This is a genomic window from Sphingomonas nostoxanthinifaciens, from assembly GCF_019930585.1.
Taxonomy (GTDB): Bacteria; Pseudomonadota; Alphaproteobacteria; order Sphingomonadales; family Sphingomonadaceae; genus Sphingomonas_I; species Sphingomonas_I nostoxanthinifaciens.
Genome location: NZ_CP082839.1, coordinates 1,128,276 through 1,146,607, shown reverse-complemented (window position 1 = coordinate 1,146,607; position 18,332 = coordinate 1,128,276). Strand labels below are relative to the sequence as shown.

The following is an 18,332-nucleotide window of genomic DNA, read 5'->3' as shown; positions in this document are numbered from 1 at the left end:
CGCTTGTGCGAAGGGCGTCAAAAGCGCGCGTTGAGGCCGAGCCGGATCGTCCGGGGCTTGAGCGGAGTCATTTGATCACGCTCGCCGACGGTAAAGGGATTGCCGAACGCAAAGCTGTTGGCGCGGATGTTGGCGAGATTATTTAGGTCAAGCGCGACGCCAACCTGCGCGAAGTCGACCCGGACCCCGGCTGCAGTGACGGCGTAACCACCTTGCGGGATGTCGAGATAGGGCCCGACCCCAAGCCGCGATTTGCCGACATACCGGACCGAAAAGCTGCCGCTTAGGTTTGCCCGATCGCTGATCTCGCGTCGCCAGTCTAGACTAATGCGCGCGCCGCCATGCGCTATATTCGGCAGGCTCTGTTCGCCGCTCGTCGCGAATGCCGCCGCGGGCCTGACGAGACGGCTGTCGTTGAGGAATGCCGCCATTCGCAGGGTCAGCCCAGGTGAGAGCTGCCAAGTGAACTGGCCGTCGAGCCCAAACAACCGTCCCCGCCCGACATTGGAGGTATAGGGCAAGCCCGCGCTATCGACGAGATCGGCCTGGATGTCGTTCCAGTCCGCGTAGAATAAGGCCGCACGGAGTGACAAGTGATCGCGAGCCTCGTCTCCCAACCGCAAGCCGAGCTCGTTCATGTTGAGCGCGTCGGTCGTGAAGCGCTGGCTGGCGATCCCTGAACCGGATGGCGCCACCGCGAGCCCACCAGCACGATAACCCTGCTGATAGTGGAAGAACGCGGAAAGTGGGCCGCCGGGATGCCAGTCGAGCGCGAGCGTGCTGGAAAAGCGCAGGGTATCGCGCGACGAATGTTCGCCAAGAGCAGCCTTTTCGTTGATGAGGATGCCGGTGCTGTTCGCGAAAGTGATTCGGCCGCCGATCGTGCCAGTCAGCGTCCGTCCGAGCGGTCGTGACATCTGACCGAACAGTGCGGCCTCCGCCTGAATGTTGACGACGCCGGCGATGCGTTGTTGCTCGGCGAGTGGCCCGAGCGTGCGCGACAGCATGCTGGAACTGAACAACGCAGTGACGCCGCCGACCCACGGTGCCCGGCCGCCGCCGCCCGACAGCCGCGTTTCGTGCGAGATGAGAGTAATGTCGTTGGCTTCCTCGAAGCGCGCGGGTGCGCTGTTGCCGTCCTGGGCGGTCGCGTCGAACACCGTCGTCAGGTCGTGGCGGGCGACCGAGGTGGTCGAGACCAGCTCGCCAGCGCCGACCGGGTGGCGCACTGTGATATAGCCCAGGCGATAGTCGTTATGAAACGGCTGCGCGATCGCCTCCGCACGGGTCAGCGGAGGATCACCCCGCACCACATATTGGCCGTCCTGATCGGTAATGTTCTGCGCGACGAAGCCCAGGTCGATCGTCCAGTCCGCCAAGGCCGCGCGCAGTGAGAATCGCTCTCCGTAAGAAAGCGTATTGTTGATGTTTGCGGGCGCTCGACTGGGGTCGTCGATATAGCCCGCCTGTCGCGTTCCAAACACAACGAAGCGGACGCCAAGCCGACCGTCGAGCAACGGAATGTTGAGCGTACCTGCGCCATCGCGTCCGATGCCGCCGGCCTGGGTGGCCGAGACGCCTGCAGACATTGTGGTGGAAAAGGCGCTCAGGTCGGGGCTGTTGGGCACGAGCCGGATGACACCACCCAGCGATCCGGCGCCATATAGGGTCCCCTGCGGCCCAACGAGCACCTCGACCCGCTTCATGTCGTACAGGTTGAGATCCGGGTCGGGCGCATTGTAGGTGAGGCGGACGTCGCCGAGATACTGACCCACGGTCGACTGCGTCGGCCCATTGAAGCTGCTGTCGGCAATGCCGCGGATAAACAGCTTGTTGCGGCCCGGGCCGAGATTGGTCGAGGCGAGTGTTGGCAGAAGTCTTATGATCGCAGCCGTGCCTTCACCGGCATGACTTGTCGTCCAGCCGGGCGACAATTGGGTGAGGGTGACGGAGCCCGGATAGGTGTCTCGCGTCAGCGCCTGTTTGCTGGCTGTGACGATGATCTCCGGGGAAGGTTCCGGAGCAAGGGCAGGTGCGACCCTGAACGGCGGAGGCGGCGGGGGCCGTCGCGCTACGATCCGAACCGTCCGGCTGTCGTAGAAAACGGCTTCGGCATCGGCGCCGCTCAGCGCCTGCGCGAGTGCTGCGCGCAGTTGGAGAACGACGCGTACGCCCGAGGAATGGCGCGCCGCGACCCCAGGGTCGGGAACGGTGATAGTCGTTCCGGTTTGTGCGCCGAGCGCGGCAACCACGTCGCCCAGTCTTCCCGGCAGAATAGCGGCGTCCCGTGCATAAGCGGCGCCGCTCAGGCTGAGCTGGGCGAAAGCAATCGCTGCGCACGCCGCCCGATCAGCGACCCGCACGAGCAGGTGGCTTCATCGTCCAGCCCTGTGTCCCAACTTCGAGCGCGACGTCCAGCGCCACGGCCAGTCGCTGCCTCTGGTCCGCCGCGGATGCGCGCGGATCAAGGACGATCGCCCCAGAAAAGGGGCGGTCGGCGAGCAAGGAGGACACGACGATGTCGGTGCCGAGAAAGCGCGAGAGATCAGCCGCCACTTGGGAGAGGGACTGCCCTGAATAGATCAGGCGACCCCCTTGCCACCCGCCCACCGCAGCGCGCGAGACCTCGGCAAGCTGGACGACGCCGCCGCGATCAACGATCGCTTGGCCGGCGCCGAGCGGGGTCGACGTCCCTCCCGCCGCATAGCGGACCGAGCCTTCGGCAACCGCGACCCGAGTTTCCCGGCCGTCTCGGATGATGTCGAAGACCGTGCCGACATCTTCGACATGAGCCTCGCCAACCTGGACACGGAAGGGCCGCGCTGGATCGTGCCGCACGCGGAAAAGTGCTTCACCGCGGTCCAGCGCGGCGAAGCGCGGATCCTTGTGATCGAGCGTCATCCGCGTCGCGCCGTTGAGGATGATCCGCGTCGACGCGTCGAGCGCGAACTCCCGCCGTTCGCCTGGGCCGGTCTCGACGCGGTAACGGCTCGATTGGAATTGCGGCGCGACGACGATCGCGGCTGCGATCCCGGCGGCGAGCGCACCGCCCGTGATGCTCCATCGCCGGACCGCGGAGCGGTCGTGCGAAGCCACGCCGTTCTCCCCGAGGTCCTCGGGTTCGCCGGCATCGTTCGCGGCCTCGCGAAACGCGACGTCGGCGAGGAGCGGCTCGATCGCAAGATCGGTGCGCTCGATCTCGTCATAAGCGTGTTGGTGCGCCGAATCTTCGGCCAGCCAAGCCGCGAATGCCTCCCAAGTCGCGTCGTCGCCATGTTGCAATCGAATATGCCATTCGATCGCGCGCAGCCGTAGGCTATCCGTCATCCCGGACTCCATCACAGGCCTCCCTCGTCCTTGAGATGCCGCGGGGCGGTCATGTCCCCATCCAGCTGGACCCTCGTCGCCAAAATTGCCTCATAGGCGCGGGCGAGGTGCTTCTCGACCGCGCTCACGCTGATGCCGATATCGGCTGCGATCTGCCGCTGAGGCTCGCCCTCCACACGAAAACGGCGGAAAATGTGCCGGGTCCGCTCGGGCAGGCCGTCCAGCACACGCTGCAGGATCGCTAGCTGTTGACTCGCCATGAGCCGTGCTTCGGCTGATGGTGCATCGTCAATCTCGGGCGGATCGCCGCTACGCGCATCGACCCAATCCTCCTCGCGGCGCGTCCGACGACACGCTGTGCGCCGGTGCAGCAGGAAATGATTGTTAGTCATGCGATAGAGATAAGCGCGCGGCTGTTCGATCGGTCCCGTCACGTCGCTGGACAGCTTGAGCGAGACGTCCTGAAGAATGTCCTCCGCCTCATCCGGCGATGCGCCGCGCGTCATCAGATAACGCAGCAGCGCCGAGCGTAGATCGAGGAAGGCTCCGAGCAGCCCGCTTGCCATAATCTCCTGCTCTCTTAGCAACGCAGAGAGCTTCGCGCGATCCGCGCATATTGCTCCATCAGTTCGGCATCGGGAATAGGAGCGTGATCGGCGCCTGGTCAATCCTTGCCGGATGCTCATCGCGATATGAGGACGTGTCAGTCCGCCGGTGTCTTAGCAGTATGAGAGTGATCCTAAGACCGGAAGCGGCAGCAGCTCACATCGCCCGCTCTCGTCGTCGGGACGGCAGATGGCTGTTCTCCACGCGGTTGTTGGTATGCCGCCGGACCTCCTGTCGCTTGCCGTCACCGAGTTCTCGCATGGCTGCCTGGTAGGATCTTAGACCATCCGTAGTGATCCGCTCAGGTGAGCCGTTGCGCTTTAGCGCCTTCTTCATGAAGCGAAGCGCTGCGCCCTTGTCGCGCCCTTTGGTGACGTAGCTTTCGAGGGATCTCGCCCTCGTGATCGACGGAGGTAGACCATCTCACCGTTGAGCTTCACGTACATCTCGTCGAGGTGCCAGCGCCAATGGCGGAAGCTCCGCATGCGAGACACCCGCTGCCGACGGATATTGCCCGCAAACATCGGACCGAAGCGTTTCCACCAATGTCGCACCGGCTCATGGCAGATGTCGATCCCGCGCTCGGATAGCAGGTTCTCGACGTTCCGCAGCGACAGCGGGAACCGCACATACATCATCACCACGAGGCGGATCACCTTGGGTGACGAGTTGAAGTAGCGGAACGGCTCTGTGGCTTGCGAGGACGAGGTATCTAGCCCCCCGCCCAGCTCTCCTCACCGAGCGGTGTATTTAATCTGACAGCATCATCGCCGACCATCCCATGTGGAACGGCCGGCGACGTTAAGTTCAGCGAGGCGTCGAGCCGTCGGTCGTCGTTTCGCTGAGCGAGTCCGTGCCCTGCGGCATGCTTCCAGACCTGTGGTTGGCCTTGGAGCCCGTCGACTTCGAGGATTTTTTATGCATGCCGCTGCTGGTTGCGCCCATGCCAGCGCTACCCTTGTTGGCGGTGCCCATACCACCTCCGCCCATGCCGCTTCCGCCCTTGCCGCCAGCGCCGGTTCCGGTCGAGCCCAAGCCGCCTGAGCCCGTGGAGCCCGTCGCGCCGCTTTGAGCGCCGCTCGGGCTCGCTGTTCCCGCAGAACCGGTCTGTGCAACCGCGCCGGCCGCAAAGCTCATGGCGACGAGTGAAATGGAAATATTTCTAATGATCTTCATGACGATCCTTTCTGGTATCAGGGTGTAAGAACGCCCGAAGATGCGATCGGGAGCGATAAGCCTGATTTATATTCCAATAATTTAGATTAGGGATCACTTTCTAGTCGAAACCCCTGCGGAGATGCGGATCAAAAATGCGCCGAACAGACCCAAAAAGTCCGTATCGCTTTCTCAGGAATAACCCACCTGTGGCAAAGTTAATCGCATGTTTGCCTTTCCAGGATTCCATCCCCGCGGCGTCAAGATCGGAGGCAAGCCCTGGTTAGCATTTTAGAGCGCCATCGGGTCATCGGCTTCCTCGGAACAGACCGGCATTTTGCTGCCAACGCATTGCCTCCAAGACGAAGGGGGTTCGGTCAAAATCGTGTAGGAACAGGACCCCCCGCACAATTTGTCATAGCGGCTTTGGATCGATCGCCTTCGGATGGCCCACGAGAAAACTAAAGAGACTGTCAGGCAACGCATGTATCGTTGCGGCGTGGATGATCTGTCAGCAGAGGTCAGGGACCGTTAACTCTATCCCGAACCGCATCGTGTGTGTCCCGTGCCGTGAAGACCTGTACTTCGCGGATGATGCGTTCGATCTGCTGCGATACTGGGCCCTCTCTGAAATATTCAATGATCGCCATCAAATTCGGCAGGTGAGTAGCGACATCGATTAAGTTGACCGACCCTGCGCCTTGGCGAAAATCATCAATTTTAGGCAGAGTTGGCGTAAAACTTGGCTATCCGCTGCAGCGCACCATTAGACCTTGGCGAACCGTTCGTACGGATGATACGGTCGCGGCATGACCGACGATGAAGATCGCTTACAGCGGCCGCTGACGATCAAAGATGCGGCTATCGTCGGGATGGTTGCGGTGGTTTCGCTCGTTGCAATTTTCGCAGCGACAATACGGCTAACTCGGTGGGCGATAGCGTTGACCCGTTAAGTTCGCGGCGTGAGTAAGTTCACGAGAGCCCTTCGCGGAACCCCCGTCAAGTTTTGAAGCGGCTGACTAAGCGCTTCCATTCTCGTTCTGACGCCACGTTAACCGAAGCTCGTTCGTGGGGGGATCGTCACGTACAGCGATCCGAGGGCGCACCTTCTTGATCGTTCGGTTCCAGCAAGTCGCACAGTAGATATGGCGGGGAACACTCGGGAGATCGTTCGCCCACCTGCAAGCTCGAACTTCCACCAAATTGGTATGCTGCTGACAATCACCGCGTGGGGACAGGCGGTGCCGCTATGAGCAGCGATTTTTGATAAATCGCACATAGGCCGAGTGTGCCAACAGACTGGCCAACATGATCGCGGGCGGCGTCAGCCATACGATCACAGCACGAACCCTAACTGACAAGGATCAGGTCGATCGTCTCCATCGAGCTTGGCTAGCATCGTGGCGGCCACAGTATTGGCGGAACGCTCACGTAGGCGAGCATCCTTCACGGCAAGGCCGAGCAATGCCCATGTTGGAGCGTTCAGGAGGGCACTGACAGGATCGATTCGAGACATGCCCTATGAGAACATCAGTGGAACATATCGTCAAGGCATTGTCGCGTCCATATCCTTCGATGAGACCGCATCGGCAGCAGCTAACTCGCTCTCAAAGGTGTCGATCGCGAGTTGCAGATGACACGCGGTGAGCCTCATCGTGCCGGACGCATCGAGTAGATCGATTGCCTCTTTCATTAATACGAGAGCCTTCAAGTCGATCATATGAGCGCTCATCTCCCCCGCAAATTGTATGACACGCCGATAGCAAAAGCAGGCCTGCCGAAACCAACCTATGTTAAAGGGCGTCAGGCCGACCTGTTTTCTGGCTACGAAACTACTGCTTCGAGAAGCAGATGGCTCATGCGGTCTCGGGCGTCAGAACTTAATTCGAGATGCGCGTGAGGCCACCCCGATTCCCGGATAATGAGTTGAGATGTCAGGATATTGAGCCATCGGTCGAGCATCGAAAGGCGCGTGCTGGTTAGTTCGGCAACTTCCTCCTTGCTGACCATGAAGCCTTCGCCAAAGGCGATATAGAGGATCAGCAAGATATCCCATGCGTGCTCGTCGAACAGCGTTGAGTGAAAAACTTCTTTCGAAGCGACCGAGTAACCATGATCTGCTGCAACTTTATGGCGCGCGTCTCCGCCCGTTGCTCTCACTTAAATTAGTTTTGAACGCGCCCCGCGGTCGGGGGACTGCGGGGCGCCGCTTCGGGAGATCCGGGGCCTGCCGGGGATGGTCGTCCATCGCACACACACGGTCATTATGTCACTGACCTGGATAGTAAACTTCCCCGCCGGCGTTGATCCGGGCCGGCGGGGCTAGGCGTTCCGCTACGAGGGGCGGGGTACTCGGTAAGACGCCGAGCGGCAGCTCGCGGCGCCACTTTGGCCCTGTGTCCAGAGGCCAAGAAGCACAATGGGCATACCGGCGGCGTCATCCCCGATCCCTCACTTAGATTATCGGAGATCTGAAACGATCGACTGGAACGGCATAGCCAGCGAGCGCTTTCGCGCGCCGGCTACTATGCGGGTATGATCGATGGAAGATGGCCCGAAGACCTATACGGCGCTGTTCGCCTATGCTGGCAGCGCTCGGCCGACATCACCATCGCCGCGATCGGCGCGGCGGCGGCGAAGTGGATCTGGGGCGACCCGATCACGCGGACGCCGACGCGGCTCGCCGAGTTCGTCGGAAAGCATCAGCTTTCACCGCGTGGTGGCGAGGGCAACCGTCCCCGTCTGTCCCATTAGCTCGCCGGTGCCGATCCCGTCAGCACGTTGAAGGCCACGACATAATCAAAGCCGGCCGGGCGCAGCGCATTGACCAAGGCCAGCGTGTGCTGGCCCGACGTCCGCAAAATGCACCACGTATCCCGCGTGTCGATCATTTTAGCCATCATACTCTTCGGCGGTTGTCCGACCCGCTGTCGGCCCCGAAAGCGCGCGCGGGCCGTTCAAGTAGGCAAGCACGGGAGATTTCAGATGTCGGAAGTTGAAGAAGCAAATTCGAATGAAGGCGGTGGGGATCCGCGCAAAGACATTGAGCTGCAAGTTCAAGGCGTTAAGCCGAGAACATCAACCAGTACGGCAGAGGATGCCGCCAAATACGAAAAGGAGCACGACCAGGACGGCCAAAAATAAATCGCCCCAGGATACCCCAGCTATGACCGACGGTGATCCAGCCAAGAAGCCGCCTATGGCGTCCGTGAAAAAGTCCGGCGGAGTTCCCAACAATGGTTCCAAGGCGGCGGGCAAGAAGCGCTGATATTGCACACGCCGATACCGCGATTGCTTCGTCGAGGTGGGCAACGGCGGTCGCCAACTGAGCAACGCATCCACAGGCCGGCAGGGGCGCGGACAGGGCAAACCTATTAATGCTATTCCTCCCCATGTCGTCGACGAACCATAATTTCGTGCATGGTTTTATTTCGGGCGTTGCGCTCACGGCGCTCGATCGGGATCGGCGGATGCATCGATTGGAGGGGCCTATCCGCGCGAACTGCGCGGCGAGATTGTTGATCAGGCTGCTGTAGTGCCCCGTGATCCTGATGCATTCATTGCATGGTTCAAGGCTCTCAAGCCGACCGGACCGGGTCAAAATGATGCGCTATTTTCATGGCTGGCGGATGTCGCACTCTTGAGGAAATGCGCTGTTTTTCGAGCAGCACGCTGCGGGCAGCCGCGCTCTGGCTCTGGCATGCGCCTGTGCTGTTCGACCGCGCTCTCGCTAACGAGGGATGGCACGCCGTCCAGCATTTGTCCTTTCTGCTAAGCGCGCTCCTCTTCTGGAGCGCGATGATCGGCCATCACGGAGGTCGGCCGAGACAAACCGGCGCGCGTGCGGTCGCGGCGTTGTGTCTGTTCGCGACCTCGATCATCTCGGGCGCGCTTGGCGCCCTGATGGCCTTCTCGCAAAGCCCTTGGTACGCTGGCTACGCGCGGCTTGGGATGGCGCCGTTCGGTTTGACCCCCGCGGAAGATCAGCAGCTTGCGGGGCTCATCATGTGGGTGCCGGGCGGACTGGTTCATGCCGCCGTCGCGCTTGTAATGGTCAAGGCCGTGTTGAGCCCGAACCGGTACGCAGGAGCGACCGCTGATGCCCGCTAACCTGCGCTTCGTGATCATGCTCTTTGCCCTTGCCGCTTTAGCCGCGCCCTTCTCTGTCTATTTCATCGAACGGCAGGATCAGCAAACGGCACGCACGCAGGCCAAAACCATGACTGGCGGGCATGTCGCAGCAGGCGAGATTGCTGTCGACCGGGTAGGCTGCAGCGCGTGCCATCGATTTTCTTCGGTTTGCGGAACCGCCGGCAAGGTTGGTCCCTCGCTCACGGACGTTGCCGTTCGCGCCGAGATCGCGGGGCGCTTGGCAAATACGCCCGACGACATGCTGCTGTGGCTGCGCCACCCCCAGCAGATCGCTCTGGGTAGCGGTATGCCAGATCAGGATCTCGGCGAGCGCGATGCGCGCGATATCGCAGCCTATCTGTACACGCTGCGGCGCTAAAGCCCTGGCAGGCGTGCCGGCGCGCACCACTGCTATCCATGTTCGAATTACTATCACTTGATCCGGCCGTAGGCCGTGCAGGCCACCTGCTCACTAAGTCGCGGATCACCTGTCGGTTGGCTAACCGACATCTTGGCGGGCATACCGCCGGAATGCTCGGGACAGCCGGCTTCATGCGACGCGGACAAATCGACGACCGCGCGCCAGAGTCAGGTCAGCGCGTCGATCCCGGACCCCGATGGTCGAGCAGCGTGCGCCTCCAGAGATGCGCTGCGTCGCGTTCATTCGCCCGGCGTGGGCCTTGCCAACGACAAAGGCGAGGTATCGCGCGGCACGGGTGACTGCGTCTGCGCTCACCCCCCCGCCTTACCGACGGTCGCTTCGATTTTTGCGCGGCTGACACCGAACCTCTTGTCCAGCGTTCTAGTGGAACAGATTTGGTCCGATGTTGGCCAGCGAAGTGCGGCAGCAGAGGGTGAGCTACATGCGTGGCTTCCGGCAGTGGCGCTGGCATCTCGACGAGGTGTTCGTGAAGATCAACGGTGAGACCCACTACCTCTGGCGAGCGGTCGATCACGAGGGAGAGATCCTCGAAAGCTACGTGACGAAAACGAGGGACAAAAAGGCAGCGCTCGCCTTCATGAAGAAGGCGCTGAAGCGCAACGGCTCGCCTGAGCGGATCACCGCGGATGGTTTGAGATCATATCAGGCCGCGATGCGTGAGCTCGGCAACGGCGACCGGCAGGAGATGGGGCGGCATACCAACAACCGCGTGGAGAACAGCCACCTGTCATTCCGACGACGAGAGCGGGCGATGCTGCGGTTCCGGCGGACGAAGACGCTTCAGAAGTTTGCCTCGGTCCACGCCAACGTCAGCAACCACTTCAATCTCGAACGCCACCTCGTCGATCGCCAGACTTACAAGCTCCGCCGCTCGGCCGCCCTGGCCGAGTGGCAGATCCTCGCCAGCTAGGCTGCCAGCCTCAAAGACCCAGGTGCATCGTCTGGAGACGAGTTCGCATTAGACTGACAAAATCCCTTTCAGGTTTATCGCGACGGCAAGGTCGAGGACGCGCTGACGAAGCTCGCACGGGCTCATTTCGACAGCACGGCATGCGACGCGGCCGGCCGGCACAACTTCTGTGGCCTTCAGCTGCAGGCCGCGCGCACGATCGTCATCAGCGGCGCCGTTCTCGCGCGCCGGCGTTGGCGCCGCGCGTCGGATGGGCTGCCTGTCCCCTTCCAGCTGCAGATTTTGGAGCCCGATTACATCAACATGCAGTTCTCGGCGCCACGGCGCCAGCATGGTCAATGCCCAGTAGCGCAGACCTCCCTCGAACCGCGTGGAGCCGCCGTTTCGTTGCTGGTTTGCGCGACGAAGTCTAAGACATGCCCGAATTAGAGCCCGCCCGTTCGGCGGGCTTTGTCGTATCTGCTTTAATGTCCTTCTGGACGCATCCGTAGCGGCGCCGGATCGGAACGTGGCGCGCTCTCGACCAGCGGGCCGAGCGACCCCTGTCGCGTCTCAGGGCTGCCAACGACGAAGTAGGCGCCCAACCCTACGACGACGAACATCAGGAGTGCGCAGAGCGCAAAGCACACCTTGGCTGGGTTGCTGATGCGATCGCGTGGGGGTTTGGTCATAGACCATCCTAGGACATCGCCAAGGTCAGCGACTTAACGTGGGGCAGTGCCTTCACAGACCCGGAGACCGAACGGTTCCCGTACCGAGAGTCGAGCCGCATCGGCTACACACCGTGGGCGGTCCGTCCCCGAGCCGCGGCACATTCCCGATTTAGCTGCTTCCGGGTCATCGGGCCGACTGCTGTTAGGCTGGCTCGCGGATATCCCTCCCGAACCATTTGGTCCGCAAGCGGACCGAACGAATAAACAGAGCCAGAGCGAGCAAGCTCGAAAGCACGCTCCATAAGTGGGGCCTGACCCGGCAGTCTCATCTTCCAACGACCATTCCGAACCGTAGCCGATCAACTCGACGCGCGTCGAGACCGGTTGAAGCATAGCACGCAATCCTGCTGCGTACCGCCGCCGCCCGCAGGCTAGCCCAGTGGGCTGCTTTATCTACCTTCGCGCACGCGGAGCGCCTTGGTCGCGGTCTAGCCGGTACGGCTCACCCCCGTTCCACTCCTCCAATGCCGCCTGCAGCGCATGGAGCATTTCGGCGTCTCCGCCCGAGGTCAACCGGATACGGTCGTAGATGTCGATCGGATCGACCGGAAGGCGTCGGTCGGCCCTGGCATAGCGAGCCAATTTGCCGATCCAATCCGTCCGTTCGTGCTGTCGGAAAAGCCATTTGGAAAGCGCATCGCTTTCCCTCTAGCGTCAGGTTCAAATCGGGAACACTGCGAATTCGCGCAAAATAACCGCGATTTCTACTTATTGCTCGCATCGCGGTCTTCGCCTCCATCGGCGCAAGATCGGAGGGGACGGGAAGCAAGGGCGGTATTCCTCAAGCCTTCTGGTCAATTTGGTTGGAAACGCGCTGGCGACCGAAAAGGCGAAATGATTCGGTCGCGGACGTGTCGCGCGTCAAGGCGCTGAGCCCGGTTGGCATACTCGACGCAAAAGTCCCGACCAGATCTGAACGGACGGTGCTTGCCCTTTCGCTTGATAAAAAAAGAGGGCGCATGACTGAGAAACGTGAAGTTCTGTCTCGACAGATGCCGGATTAACTTCAAGTCCGGCCCGAACAGGCGTCGCACGATCGCACGTTTGGCCATCGGCTTACTCGTCCAGATTCGCCGCATTCCTGTCTGCCCAAGTCTTGCGCTCGCCCCGCCGGGCCGGAACATTCGCTGCGGCCATATCTTTAAGATCCGTGGATCCGAGTAACCATCTTTTGAAAGGCGCCTCCATGGAAGGTCAAGCTTCGCATTGAGCGATTCACGGTCGAGGGACGGGTGTCCCTATCCACTAGTTCTTACGTGATTTTCGCGACGCGTGGCGTATTGGATTGGGCTCGGGCGTATCAAAACACGCTAGAGCGCAGGCTCAGCCAGCACAGACAGAGCCGAGTAGCCGTCTAGCCCATACAACAATTCGCGGCGATGCTTTACCGGATTCGCGCAAAATCCTCCGCAATGCTCGCAAAGCTACCGACGACGCAATCAGTATGCTGCTATCCCGTTCGGCTATCCAATCAACAAGACGCGCTGCCGTAAGAGTATCTCCATAGACCAAGCAACCTCGCTCATCGCATCCTCACACTTAATTTAATCCGGAACTTCCACCCAGGAGAGTGTAATTCGCTCCCCCATCCCTCAAATTTTTTGCGAGGCAATTTCGAACGCATGGAAGCGCACAGCTATCTGCGATGAGAGATGGACAGTTTCGTTCACCGCGCGAGCGGCGATTGATCGAAATCGCGAAGAATGGATGCGACGTCGGCGAACACAGCAATCGCTCCTGCCTCTTTAAGCTGGCTCTCGTCAAATGGTCCGGAGGTGACGCCCACCGTTGCGATGCCAGCCCGCAGTGCCGCGTCTACGTCGTAGATGGTATCGCCCACCACTAACGCATTCGAAGGTTCAACACCGACCTTCCCGATCGCCAGGGCGAAGAGGTCGGGCTCGGGCTTGGACGTTTCGACGTCGTCGATGCTTGTCGTCGCCGCAAGGCAGGCCTCGATGCCCATCAGTCCGACATAATGGTCGAGCTCATCCCGCTTGGCTGACGAGGCTAGCACGACTTTGCGCCCGCTGGCGTGAACCCGCTTGATCAGGGCGGCGGCCCCTTCGAAGGGGCCCACGTTATCGAGATACATGTCCTTGAAGTAATCACCCTGCCGCTCGGAAATGCCCTTGCGGACTGCGTCGTCGACGTCCGGTAGAAGCTCGGGAACGAGCAGGTCGCCGCCCTTGCCGATCTGGGCTCGAATATCGTCAAGCTCCTGGGGATGGCCCGCCTCGCGGAAAGCGAACACCCAAGCGTTCACATGCTGCTCGTTGCTGTCGACGAGCGTGCCATCGATGTCGAAAAGAACCACTTCGATCGTCATTCTGATCCTATCACGAACAAGGAAACGGCGATGACTGCTATTCGGTCGCGATATCCTCGCCGCCATGCTCCTGCAGCGCCGCCCTCACAGCGGCGACATTGCCCTCGTCGGCAAGATCGACCGAGACGTCGAGGCCGCCGGCCAGAGCGGGATCCCCTGCGGGATCGACGCCCGGAGGGCCGCTCTCGGCGTCCGCGCAGTCCTCTTCACTTCCTGCGCTGTTGTCATCGCCGACCGGGGTGACGAAGATTGCGCTTCTGTCGATCCCATGCTCCTGAACGAGCTGTTCGATCGCGAGGTCGGCCTGCCGCCGCGTCGAGAATGTCGCGGTGATCGTGGCGCCTGCGGATGTTGTCATTTCTTCACTCCTCGGGTTCTCGTTCGCGATAACAGCGGCAGACGGGGCGCAGTCAGGATCCGCTCTCGACCGACTGGACCATGTGTTCTGCCATCGCGAGATGCCGTCGGATCATAGGAATGCTGGCGTTCGCGGCCTCCCGGATCGCCGGGCTGTCGCCGTGGTCGGCATATTGCTGCGCCGTCGTGAGCGCGGAGTGATGAGCGAGAGCCTGCTGCCGCCAGTAGGTCTTGTCGAACTCCCGGCCCCGCGCACTCTGGAGCGCCGCGAGGAAGGGCGACTGACCCGCCCCCACCGCGATCGGTGGGGGCTTCAGCCCTGCCCCCTCCGCGGCTTCGCTAAGCTTCCGGCTCGTCTCGCCATGATCATGGATCATATCGCGACCGAAGGCGGTCACCTTCGGATCGGAGCTCTGCGCCAGCGCCGTTTGCGCTTCCATGATCTCAAACGTGTCGGACTCGCCGGCCGCCTGGACGTATTCGCGGGTTTGGCGGGAACCGGCCTCCTGAGCGGTAGCAGACGTCGACGCCAAGGCGGTAACGAGCAGCGCGATCGCGAAGGACTTCGTGATGGACATTCTCACGGCTGACCCTGCCCGCCGCCCGCACCATAAATGTTGCCGGTGGTGTAGCTGCCGTCATCCTCGGCAAGGCGCACGAAGATGCCGGCGAGTTCGGCCGGTTGACCCGGTCGACCAAGGGGCGTCGTAGCGCCGAATGTCACGAGCTTGCCCTGGCTGGCGCCGCCGGAGACCTGCAGCGGCGTCCAGATCGGACCAGGCGCGACACCGTTCACGCGGATGCCCTTGGGTCCGAGCTGCTTGGCGAGCGATTTCACATAGTTCATCGTCGCCGCCTTCGTCTGCGCATAGACGTAGAGGTCCGGATCGGGATTATAGGCCTGCTCGGACGTCGTGCCGATGATCGCCGATCCCGGCTCCAGATGCGGAAGCGCGGCCTTGATGATCCAGAACGGCGCATAGATGTTAGTCTTCATCGTCCGATCGAACTCCTCGGTCGTGAGGTCAAGGATCGACGGGATGGACTGCTGCCGCGCGGCGTTGCTGACCACAATGTCCAGACCATCTAGACCGGAGACCGCCTGCGCCACGAGTTGGCTGCAGAAACTCTCGTTTCGGATGTCACCGGGGATGGCGATCGCCTTCTGGCCAGCCTGGCGGATCAGAGCCACGACCTCGCGTGCATCCGGCTCCTCTTCGGAAAGATAGTTGATGGCGACGTCGGCGCCTTCGCGCGCGAAGGCGATCGCCGCCGCTCGTCCCATGCCGGAGTCGCCGCCGGTAATCAGCGCCTTGCGGGCCCGCAACCGACCTGATCCCACGTAGCTCGTCTCACCATGATCCGGCTTGGGATCCATCCGGCTGGCGAGACCTGGCCAAGGCTGCGACTGCGATTTGAATGGAGGCTTAGGGTATTTGCTGCGTGGATCTTGCTTACCGCCTCGCAACTCGGCGGGGTCGCCCTCCCGGGCAGCTGCCGGGGCCGCCACCGTCGCAGCAGCGGCGCCGAGCGCAGCCGTTGCGATCATCTGGCGTCGTGTTGTGTCACGTGTGTCCATGTGCATTCCTCTCGCTCTATTCGAAAGCGGGAGGGGCCCGATGACGAGCGTTCCAACGATCTCAGCATCAACGTCCCACGCTCGCTATCGGTCCGCCGACCGATCAAACGTCTCTGTAATAAACCCTGGATAACAATCGCTTTTGCGAGATCAGGCACACTTGCGAGCCCACAAGGTCGAGGCTGCATAATCGTCACCGTCGCAACGGCCCGAGATTGAACTCGCGGGAATCTCGTCGGTTCATAGCGCCAGAGGAGACGGTCGATGGCAGACGACAAGACCAACCGCGGCCCGCAGGATGCTTTGCGGATCAACATCCACGAGGACTATGAGGTCGAATACTGGACAAAGAAGTTCGGTGTGAGCCGCGCAGAGCTCGAGGCGGCCGTCGGAAAGGCGGGGGTTATCGCGGACGCAGTCGCCCGTGAACTGGGCAAAGCGCCCGCTTGAAACCACATAAAAACGAAGGGCCGCTCTGATGGGAGCGGCCCTTCCATTGTCAGCCGCTCGACATGCGGCTCAACGACGAAGTCCGGCTCGTTCCAACGAGCCGGCCGTCAGAGGCACCTCAGGCGCCGAACGCTCCGAAGAAGCTGTCGTAACCCTTGATGTGCCGGTCTAGCGGCATGGGACAATGAGACATTCGACCACCTCCTTTCGCGTTGTTGAACTCATGTCGAATATGGGAGCGTTCGATCGAATGAGAAGTGCCTCCGCTCAAATCCTTGCGACGAACCGGTAGCTGCCCTGGCGCAACCCAAGTGCGCGAAGGAAGCCGTTGGCGTTTCTTATCTCGATGTCGCTCATGCCCTCGATGAGACCGACCTTGCGCTTGCCGAACTCCTCGACAACCGCCTTCCCGACACCATCGCGACGGTCATGCTCGTCCACGACAATGACGGATATGCGACCCACGGCACCCGCCAGAACGTCGGCGATTACGGTCCAGGCGAGGATTCCTATGACGTTGCTGCGATCCGCGACGAGTATCGACTCCTTTCGTGCGCTCGCCGAAGCGATCGCCCTTCTCGCGGCAGCCGCGCCACCTTCGAAGCCGCCAGTCGCCAGGAGTTTCGATACCGCCTCCGCATCGGACGCACGTGCTTGCCTGATCGTCAGCTTCGGAACCGGCGGCGGCGCTTCTGGCGCGGTCCGCATGGGCCGACGTTCGAAGCGGGTTGCTTCATCGTCATTGGCTCGAGCCTTTGCCTGGTTCGCGGACGCTTCAGCAACTCCAGCCGGTAGGCGCGACGCAGACGATGCTCCGCCGCGATGCGGCCGCGGTCGGATCGCCGATGACGTTGCCTCTGGAACATCGTCCTTACTGGTCTTCGCTTTGCTGACGGCCTGCGGCGTGATCCGAGCGGACTCGGCCCATGTTGAGACTTCACCCCTGCGAAGATAGTCCTCGATCTCTTCGGCGGATGCGGTCAGGCCGTCGTCGCCAATGCCGAACAGTGATTTGCCGGCGGGGTCGGTGAGGCCGAACTTCCCATAGTCCCCTACCCCGGCATTGCGCTTGCGCGACTTCACGAGTTTCAGCCCACGATGGGTCGCGGCGTCGCGCAGTTCCTCGTCGGTGAGCGCCATCAGCCGAGCCGATCAGGTCGTCTCGAGGGCCTTAAAGACCGCCATGAGATGCCTCGCCGCCGATGCCTTCGCGTGGGGCGACCGGATGGTCGCCTCGTTCGTGTCGTGAAGCATCGTCAGCATCTCGAGCACCTCACCACGCGGCATCCCATGCTCACGCAGATGGGTCGCCATCAGCGTGAGCATATTAGCCCACATCGTAATCGCCCCTTCAGCAAAGGCGATCGCGTCGTCTTCCGCGACGGGCCTACCGGCCGACGCGTCGCGCTCAGGCACGCTTGCGGGCCGGAGCCTTCGCCTCCGGCTTCGCCGCGGCCTTCTTGGGCGCAGCGGGTTTCTTCGCGGCAGGCTTCTTCGCGGGTGCCTTAGCGGTGGCGCTGGTGCTGCCCCCCGTCCCGAGCGACTTCTTCAGCGCGGCCATCAGGTCGACGACGTTCGACCCACGCGGGTCGCTGCCCTTGTCGTCCTCGATCGTGATCGTCTTGCCCTTCTTCTTGCGCTCGATCAGATCCTTCAACGCGTCGACGTATCGATCGTGGAAATCGGCCGCGTCGAACTTGCCGGTTTTCTTGTCGATCAGCGTCTGGGCGAGATCGAGGAGATCCTCGTCAGGCTTGGTGTCGCCGATGTCGCGGAAGTAGCTCGCCGCCTTATGGACCTCGTCGGCGTAGCGCAGCGTCTCCATGATTATGCCGCGGCCGCAGCCCTTGATGCTGACGACATATTCGCGGCCGCGCATCGCCAGCTGGCCGAGGCCGATCTTGTGGCTGCGCTTCAGCGCCTCGCGAAGCACGACGAACGCCTCCTCGGCCAGGTCGTCGGCCGGCACGACATAATAGGGCTTCTCGAAGTAGATCGGATCGATGTCGTGGCTGTCGACGAACTGGGTCAGCTCCAGCGTCTTCTTGCTCTCGAGTTTGACGCCCTCGATCTCCTTCTCGTCGAGCAGGACATATTCGCCCTTCTCATATTCGAAGCCCTTGATGATCTTGTCGACATCAACGGGGCCGATGCCGGGCACCGTCTTCTCATATTTGATCCGCTGCCCCGTCGGCTCGTAGATCTGGTGGAAAGCCACGGCGGCGCCGCTCTTCGTCGCCGAATAGATCTCGACCGGGATCGAGACGAGCGCGAGACGGATCTGTCCGCGCCAATAGGGTCGTGCCGCCATCGTCTCTCTCCAGGGTCAGACG

General features: G+C 61.7%; 21 protein-coding genes and 2 pseudogenes. 7 read left to right on the top strand and 16 right to left on the bottom strand.

Annotated elements, in window-relative coordinates; genetic code table 11:
- Positions 1 to 17: 17 nt before the first annotated feature.
- From K8P63_RS05395 to K8P63_RS05360, 8 genes and pseudogenes are all read right to left on the bottom strand, one after another.
- Entirely contained in the window at positions 18 to 2,252 is a 2,235-nt protein-coding gene (locus K8P63_RS05395) for a TonB-dependent receptor (protein ID WP_223799747.1), read from the bottom strand.
- A 97-nt stretch (positions 2,253 to 2,349) separates the two neighbouring features.
- Complete coding sequence (locus K8P63_RS20970; protein WP_223798810.1) at positions 2,350 to 3,327, bottom strand: FecR family protein; 978 nt, start codon at positions 3,325 to 3,327, stop codon at positions 2,350 to 2,352.
- An 11-nt stretch (positions 3,328 to 3,338) separates the two neighbouring features.
- Positions 3,339 to 3,893 carry an RNA polymerase sigma factor gene (locus K8P63_RS05385; protein WP_223798809.1) on the bottom strand — a complete coding sequence of 185 codons (555 nt, stop codon included), beginning with the start codon at positions 3,891 to 3,893 and terminating at the stop codon, positions 3,339 to 3,341.
- Between the two features lie 199 nt (positions 3,894 to 4,092).
- Positions 4,093 to 4,661 (bottom strand): annotated as a pseudogene (locus tag K8P63_RS21075) (IS6 family transposase); the annotation flags it as partial.
- A gap of 79 nt (positions 4,662 to 4,740) precedes the next feature.
- Positions 4,741 to 5,109: a hypothetical protein gene (locus K8P63_RS05370; protein WP_223798807.1), complete on the bottom strand. Its 369-nt coding sequence runs from the start codon at positions 5,107 to 5,109 to the stop codon at positions 4,741 to 4,743.
- A gap of 1,315 nt (positions 5,110 to 6,424) precedes the next feature.
- Positions 6,425 to 6,604 carry a DUF6771 family protein gene (locus K8P63_RS20965; protein ID WP_398288485.1) on the bottom strand — a complete coding sequence of 60 codons (180 nt, stop codon included), beginning with the start codon at positions 6,602 to 6,604 and terminating at the stop codon, positions 6,425 to 6,427.
- A 30-nt stretch (positions 6,605 to 6,634) separates the two neighbouring features.
- Positions 6,635 to 6,808, bottom strand: coding sequence for a hypothetical protein (locus K8P63_RS05365; protein ID WP_223798806.1), 174 nt, complete (start codon positions 6,806 to 6,808; stop codon positions 6,635 to 6,637).
- Positions 6,809 to 6,912: 104 nt separating this feature from the next.
- Positions 6,913 to 7,248 carry a hypothetical protein gene (locus tag K8P63_RS05360; protein ID WP_223798805.1) on the bottom strand — a complete coding sequence of 112 codons (336 nt, stop codon included), beginning with the start codon at positions 7,246 to 7,248 and terminating at the stop codon, positions 6,913 to 6,915.
- A 375-nt stretch (positions 7,249 to 7,623) separates the two neighbouring features.
- Here K8P63_RS05360 and K8P63_RS05355 point away from each other — a divergent pair, with 375 nt between their 5' ends.
- A complete protein-coding gene (locus K8P63_RS05355; protein ID WP_223798804.1) occupies positions 7,624 to 7,842 on the top strand; it encodes a hypothetical protein in 219 nt (72 codons plus the stop codon).
- On the opposite strand, the gene K8P63_RS05350 is transcribed toward K8P63_RS05355, so the two are convergent.
- Entirely contained in the window at positions 7,839 to 7,979 is a 141-nt protein-coding gene (locus tag K8P63_RS05350) for a hypothetical protein (RefSeq protein WP_223798803.1), read from the bottom strand. The genes K8P63_RS05355 and K8P63_RS05350 overlap by 4 nt on opposite strands.
- Before the next feature lie 94 nt (positions 7,980 to 8,073).
- Between K8P63_RS05350 and K8P63_RS05345 the strand changes: the two genes are divergently transcribed.
- From K8P63_RS05345 to K8P63_RS05325, 5 genes and pseudogenes are all read left to right on the top strand, one after another.
- Positions 8,074 to 8,232, top strand: coding sequence for a hypothetical protein (locus K8P63_RS05345; RefSeq protein ID WP_223798802.1), 159 nt, complete (start codon positions 8,074 to 8,076; stop codon positions 8,230 to 8,232).
- A 564-nt stretch (positions 8,233 to 8,796) separates the two neighbouring features.
- Entirely contained in the window at positions 8,797 to 9,198 is a 402-nt protein-coding gene (locus tag K8P63_RS05340) for a cytochrome c oxidase assembly protein (protein ID WP_263282690.1), read from the top strand.
- Positions 9,188 to 9,598: a c-type cytochrome gene (locus K8P63_RS05335; protein WP_223798800.1), complete on the top strand. Its 411-nt coding sequence runs from the start codon at positions 9,188 to 9,190 to the stop codon at positions 9,596 to 9,598. The genes K8P63_RS05340 and K8P63_RS05335 overlap by 11 nt, the downstream gene beginning before the upstream one ends.
- 427 nt (positions 9,599 to 10,025) lie before the next feature.
- A pseudogene (locus K8P63_RS05330) lies at positions 10,026 to 10,571 on the top strand (IS6 family transposase); the annotation flags it as partial.
- 102 nt (positions 10,572 to 10,673) lie between these two features.
- Positions 10,674 to 11,000 (top strand): phage portal protein, encoded by a 327-nt coding sequence (locus K8P63_RS05325; protein ID WP_223799745.1) that lies wholly within the window; start codon positions 10,674 to 10,676, stop codon positions 10,998 to 11,000.
- Between the two features lie 1,950 nt (positions 11,001 to 12,950).
- Here K8P63_RS05325 and K8P63_RS05320 read toward each other — a convergent pair.
- From K8P63_RS05320 to K8P63_RS05305, 4 genes are read right to left on the bottom strand one after another with little or no spacing between them, the layout of a single operon-like run.
- Positions 12,951 to 13,613 (bottom strand): HAD family hydrolase, encoded by a 663-nt coding sequence (locus tag K8P63_RS05320; protein WP_223798798.1) that lies wholly within the window; start codon positions 13,611 to 13,613, stop codon positions 12,951 to 12,953.
- 37 nt (positions 13,614 to 13,650) lie between these two features.
- On the bottom strand, positions 13,651 to 13,971 hold the full coding sequence (locus K8P63_RS05315; protein ID WP_223798797.1) for a hypothetical protein: 321 nt from the start codon (positions 13,969 to 13,971) through the stop codon (positions 13,651 to 13,653).
- A 52-nt stretch (positions 13,972 to 14,023) separates the two neighbouring features.
- Positions 14,024 to 14,548, bottom strand: coding sequence for a DUF4142 domain-containing protein (locus K8P63_RS05310; RefSeq protein WP_223798796.1), 525 nt, complete (start codon positions 14,546 to 14,548; stop codon positions 14,024 to 14,026).
- Positions 14,549 to 14,550: 2 nt separating this feature from the next.
- Positions 14,551 to 15,549, bottom strand: a complete 999-nt coding sequence (locus tag K8P63_RS05305) for an SDR family oxidoreductase (RefSeq protein ID WP_223798795.1) — start codon at positions 15,547 to 15,549, stop codon at positions 14,551 to 14,553.
- A gap of 264 nt (positions 15,550 to 15,813) precedes the next feature.
- Here K8P63_RS05305 and K8P63_RS05300 point away from each other — a divergent pair, with 264 nt between their 5' ends.
- Complete coding sequence (locus K8P63_RS05300) at positions 15,814 to 15,999, top strand: DUF3606 domain-containing protein (RefSeq protein WP_223798794.1); 186 nt, start codon at positions 15,814 to 15,816, stop codon at positions 15,997 to 15,999.
- A gap of 267 nt (positions 16,000 to 16,266) precedes the next feature.
- On the opposite strand, the gene K8P63_RS05295 is transcribed toward K8P63_RS05300, so the two are convergent.
- From K8P63_RS05295 to ku, 3 genes are read right to left on the bottom strand one after another with little or no spacing between them, the layout of a single operon-like run.
- Entirely contained in the window at positions 16,267 to 17,139 is an 873-nt protein-coding gene (locus K8P63_RS05295) for a hypothetical protein (protein ID WP_223798793.1), read from the bottom strand.
- A 12-nt stretch (positions 17,140 to 17,151) separates the two neighbouring features.
- On the bottom strand, positions 17,152 to 17,415 hold the full coding sequence (locus K8P63_RS05290; RefSeq protein ID WP_223798792.1) for a hypothetical protein: 264 nt from the start codon (positions 17,413 to 17,415) through the stop codon (positions 17,152 to 17,154).
- Positions 17,408 to 18,310 (bottom strand): non-homologous end joining protein Ku, encoded by a 903-nt coding sequence (ku, locus tag K8P63_RS05285; RefSeq protein WP_223798791.1) that lies wholly within the window; start codon positions 18,308 to 18,310, stop codon positions 17,408 to 17,410. Before ku ends, K8P63_RS05290 begins: the two co-directional genes overlap by 8 nt.
- Positions 18,311 to 18,332: the final 22 nt, after the last annotated feature.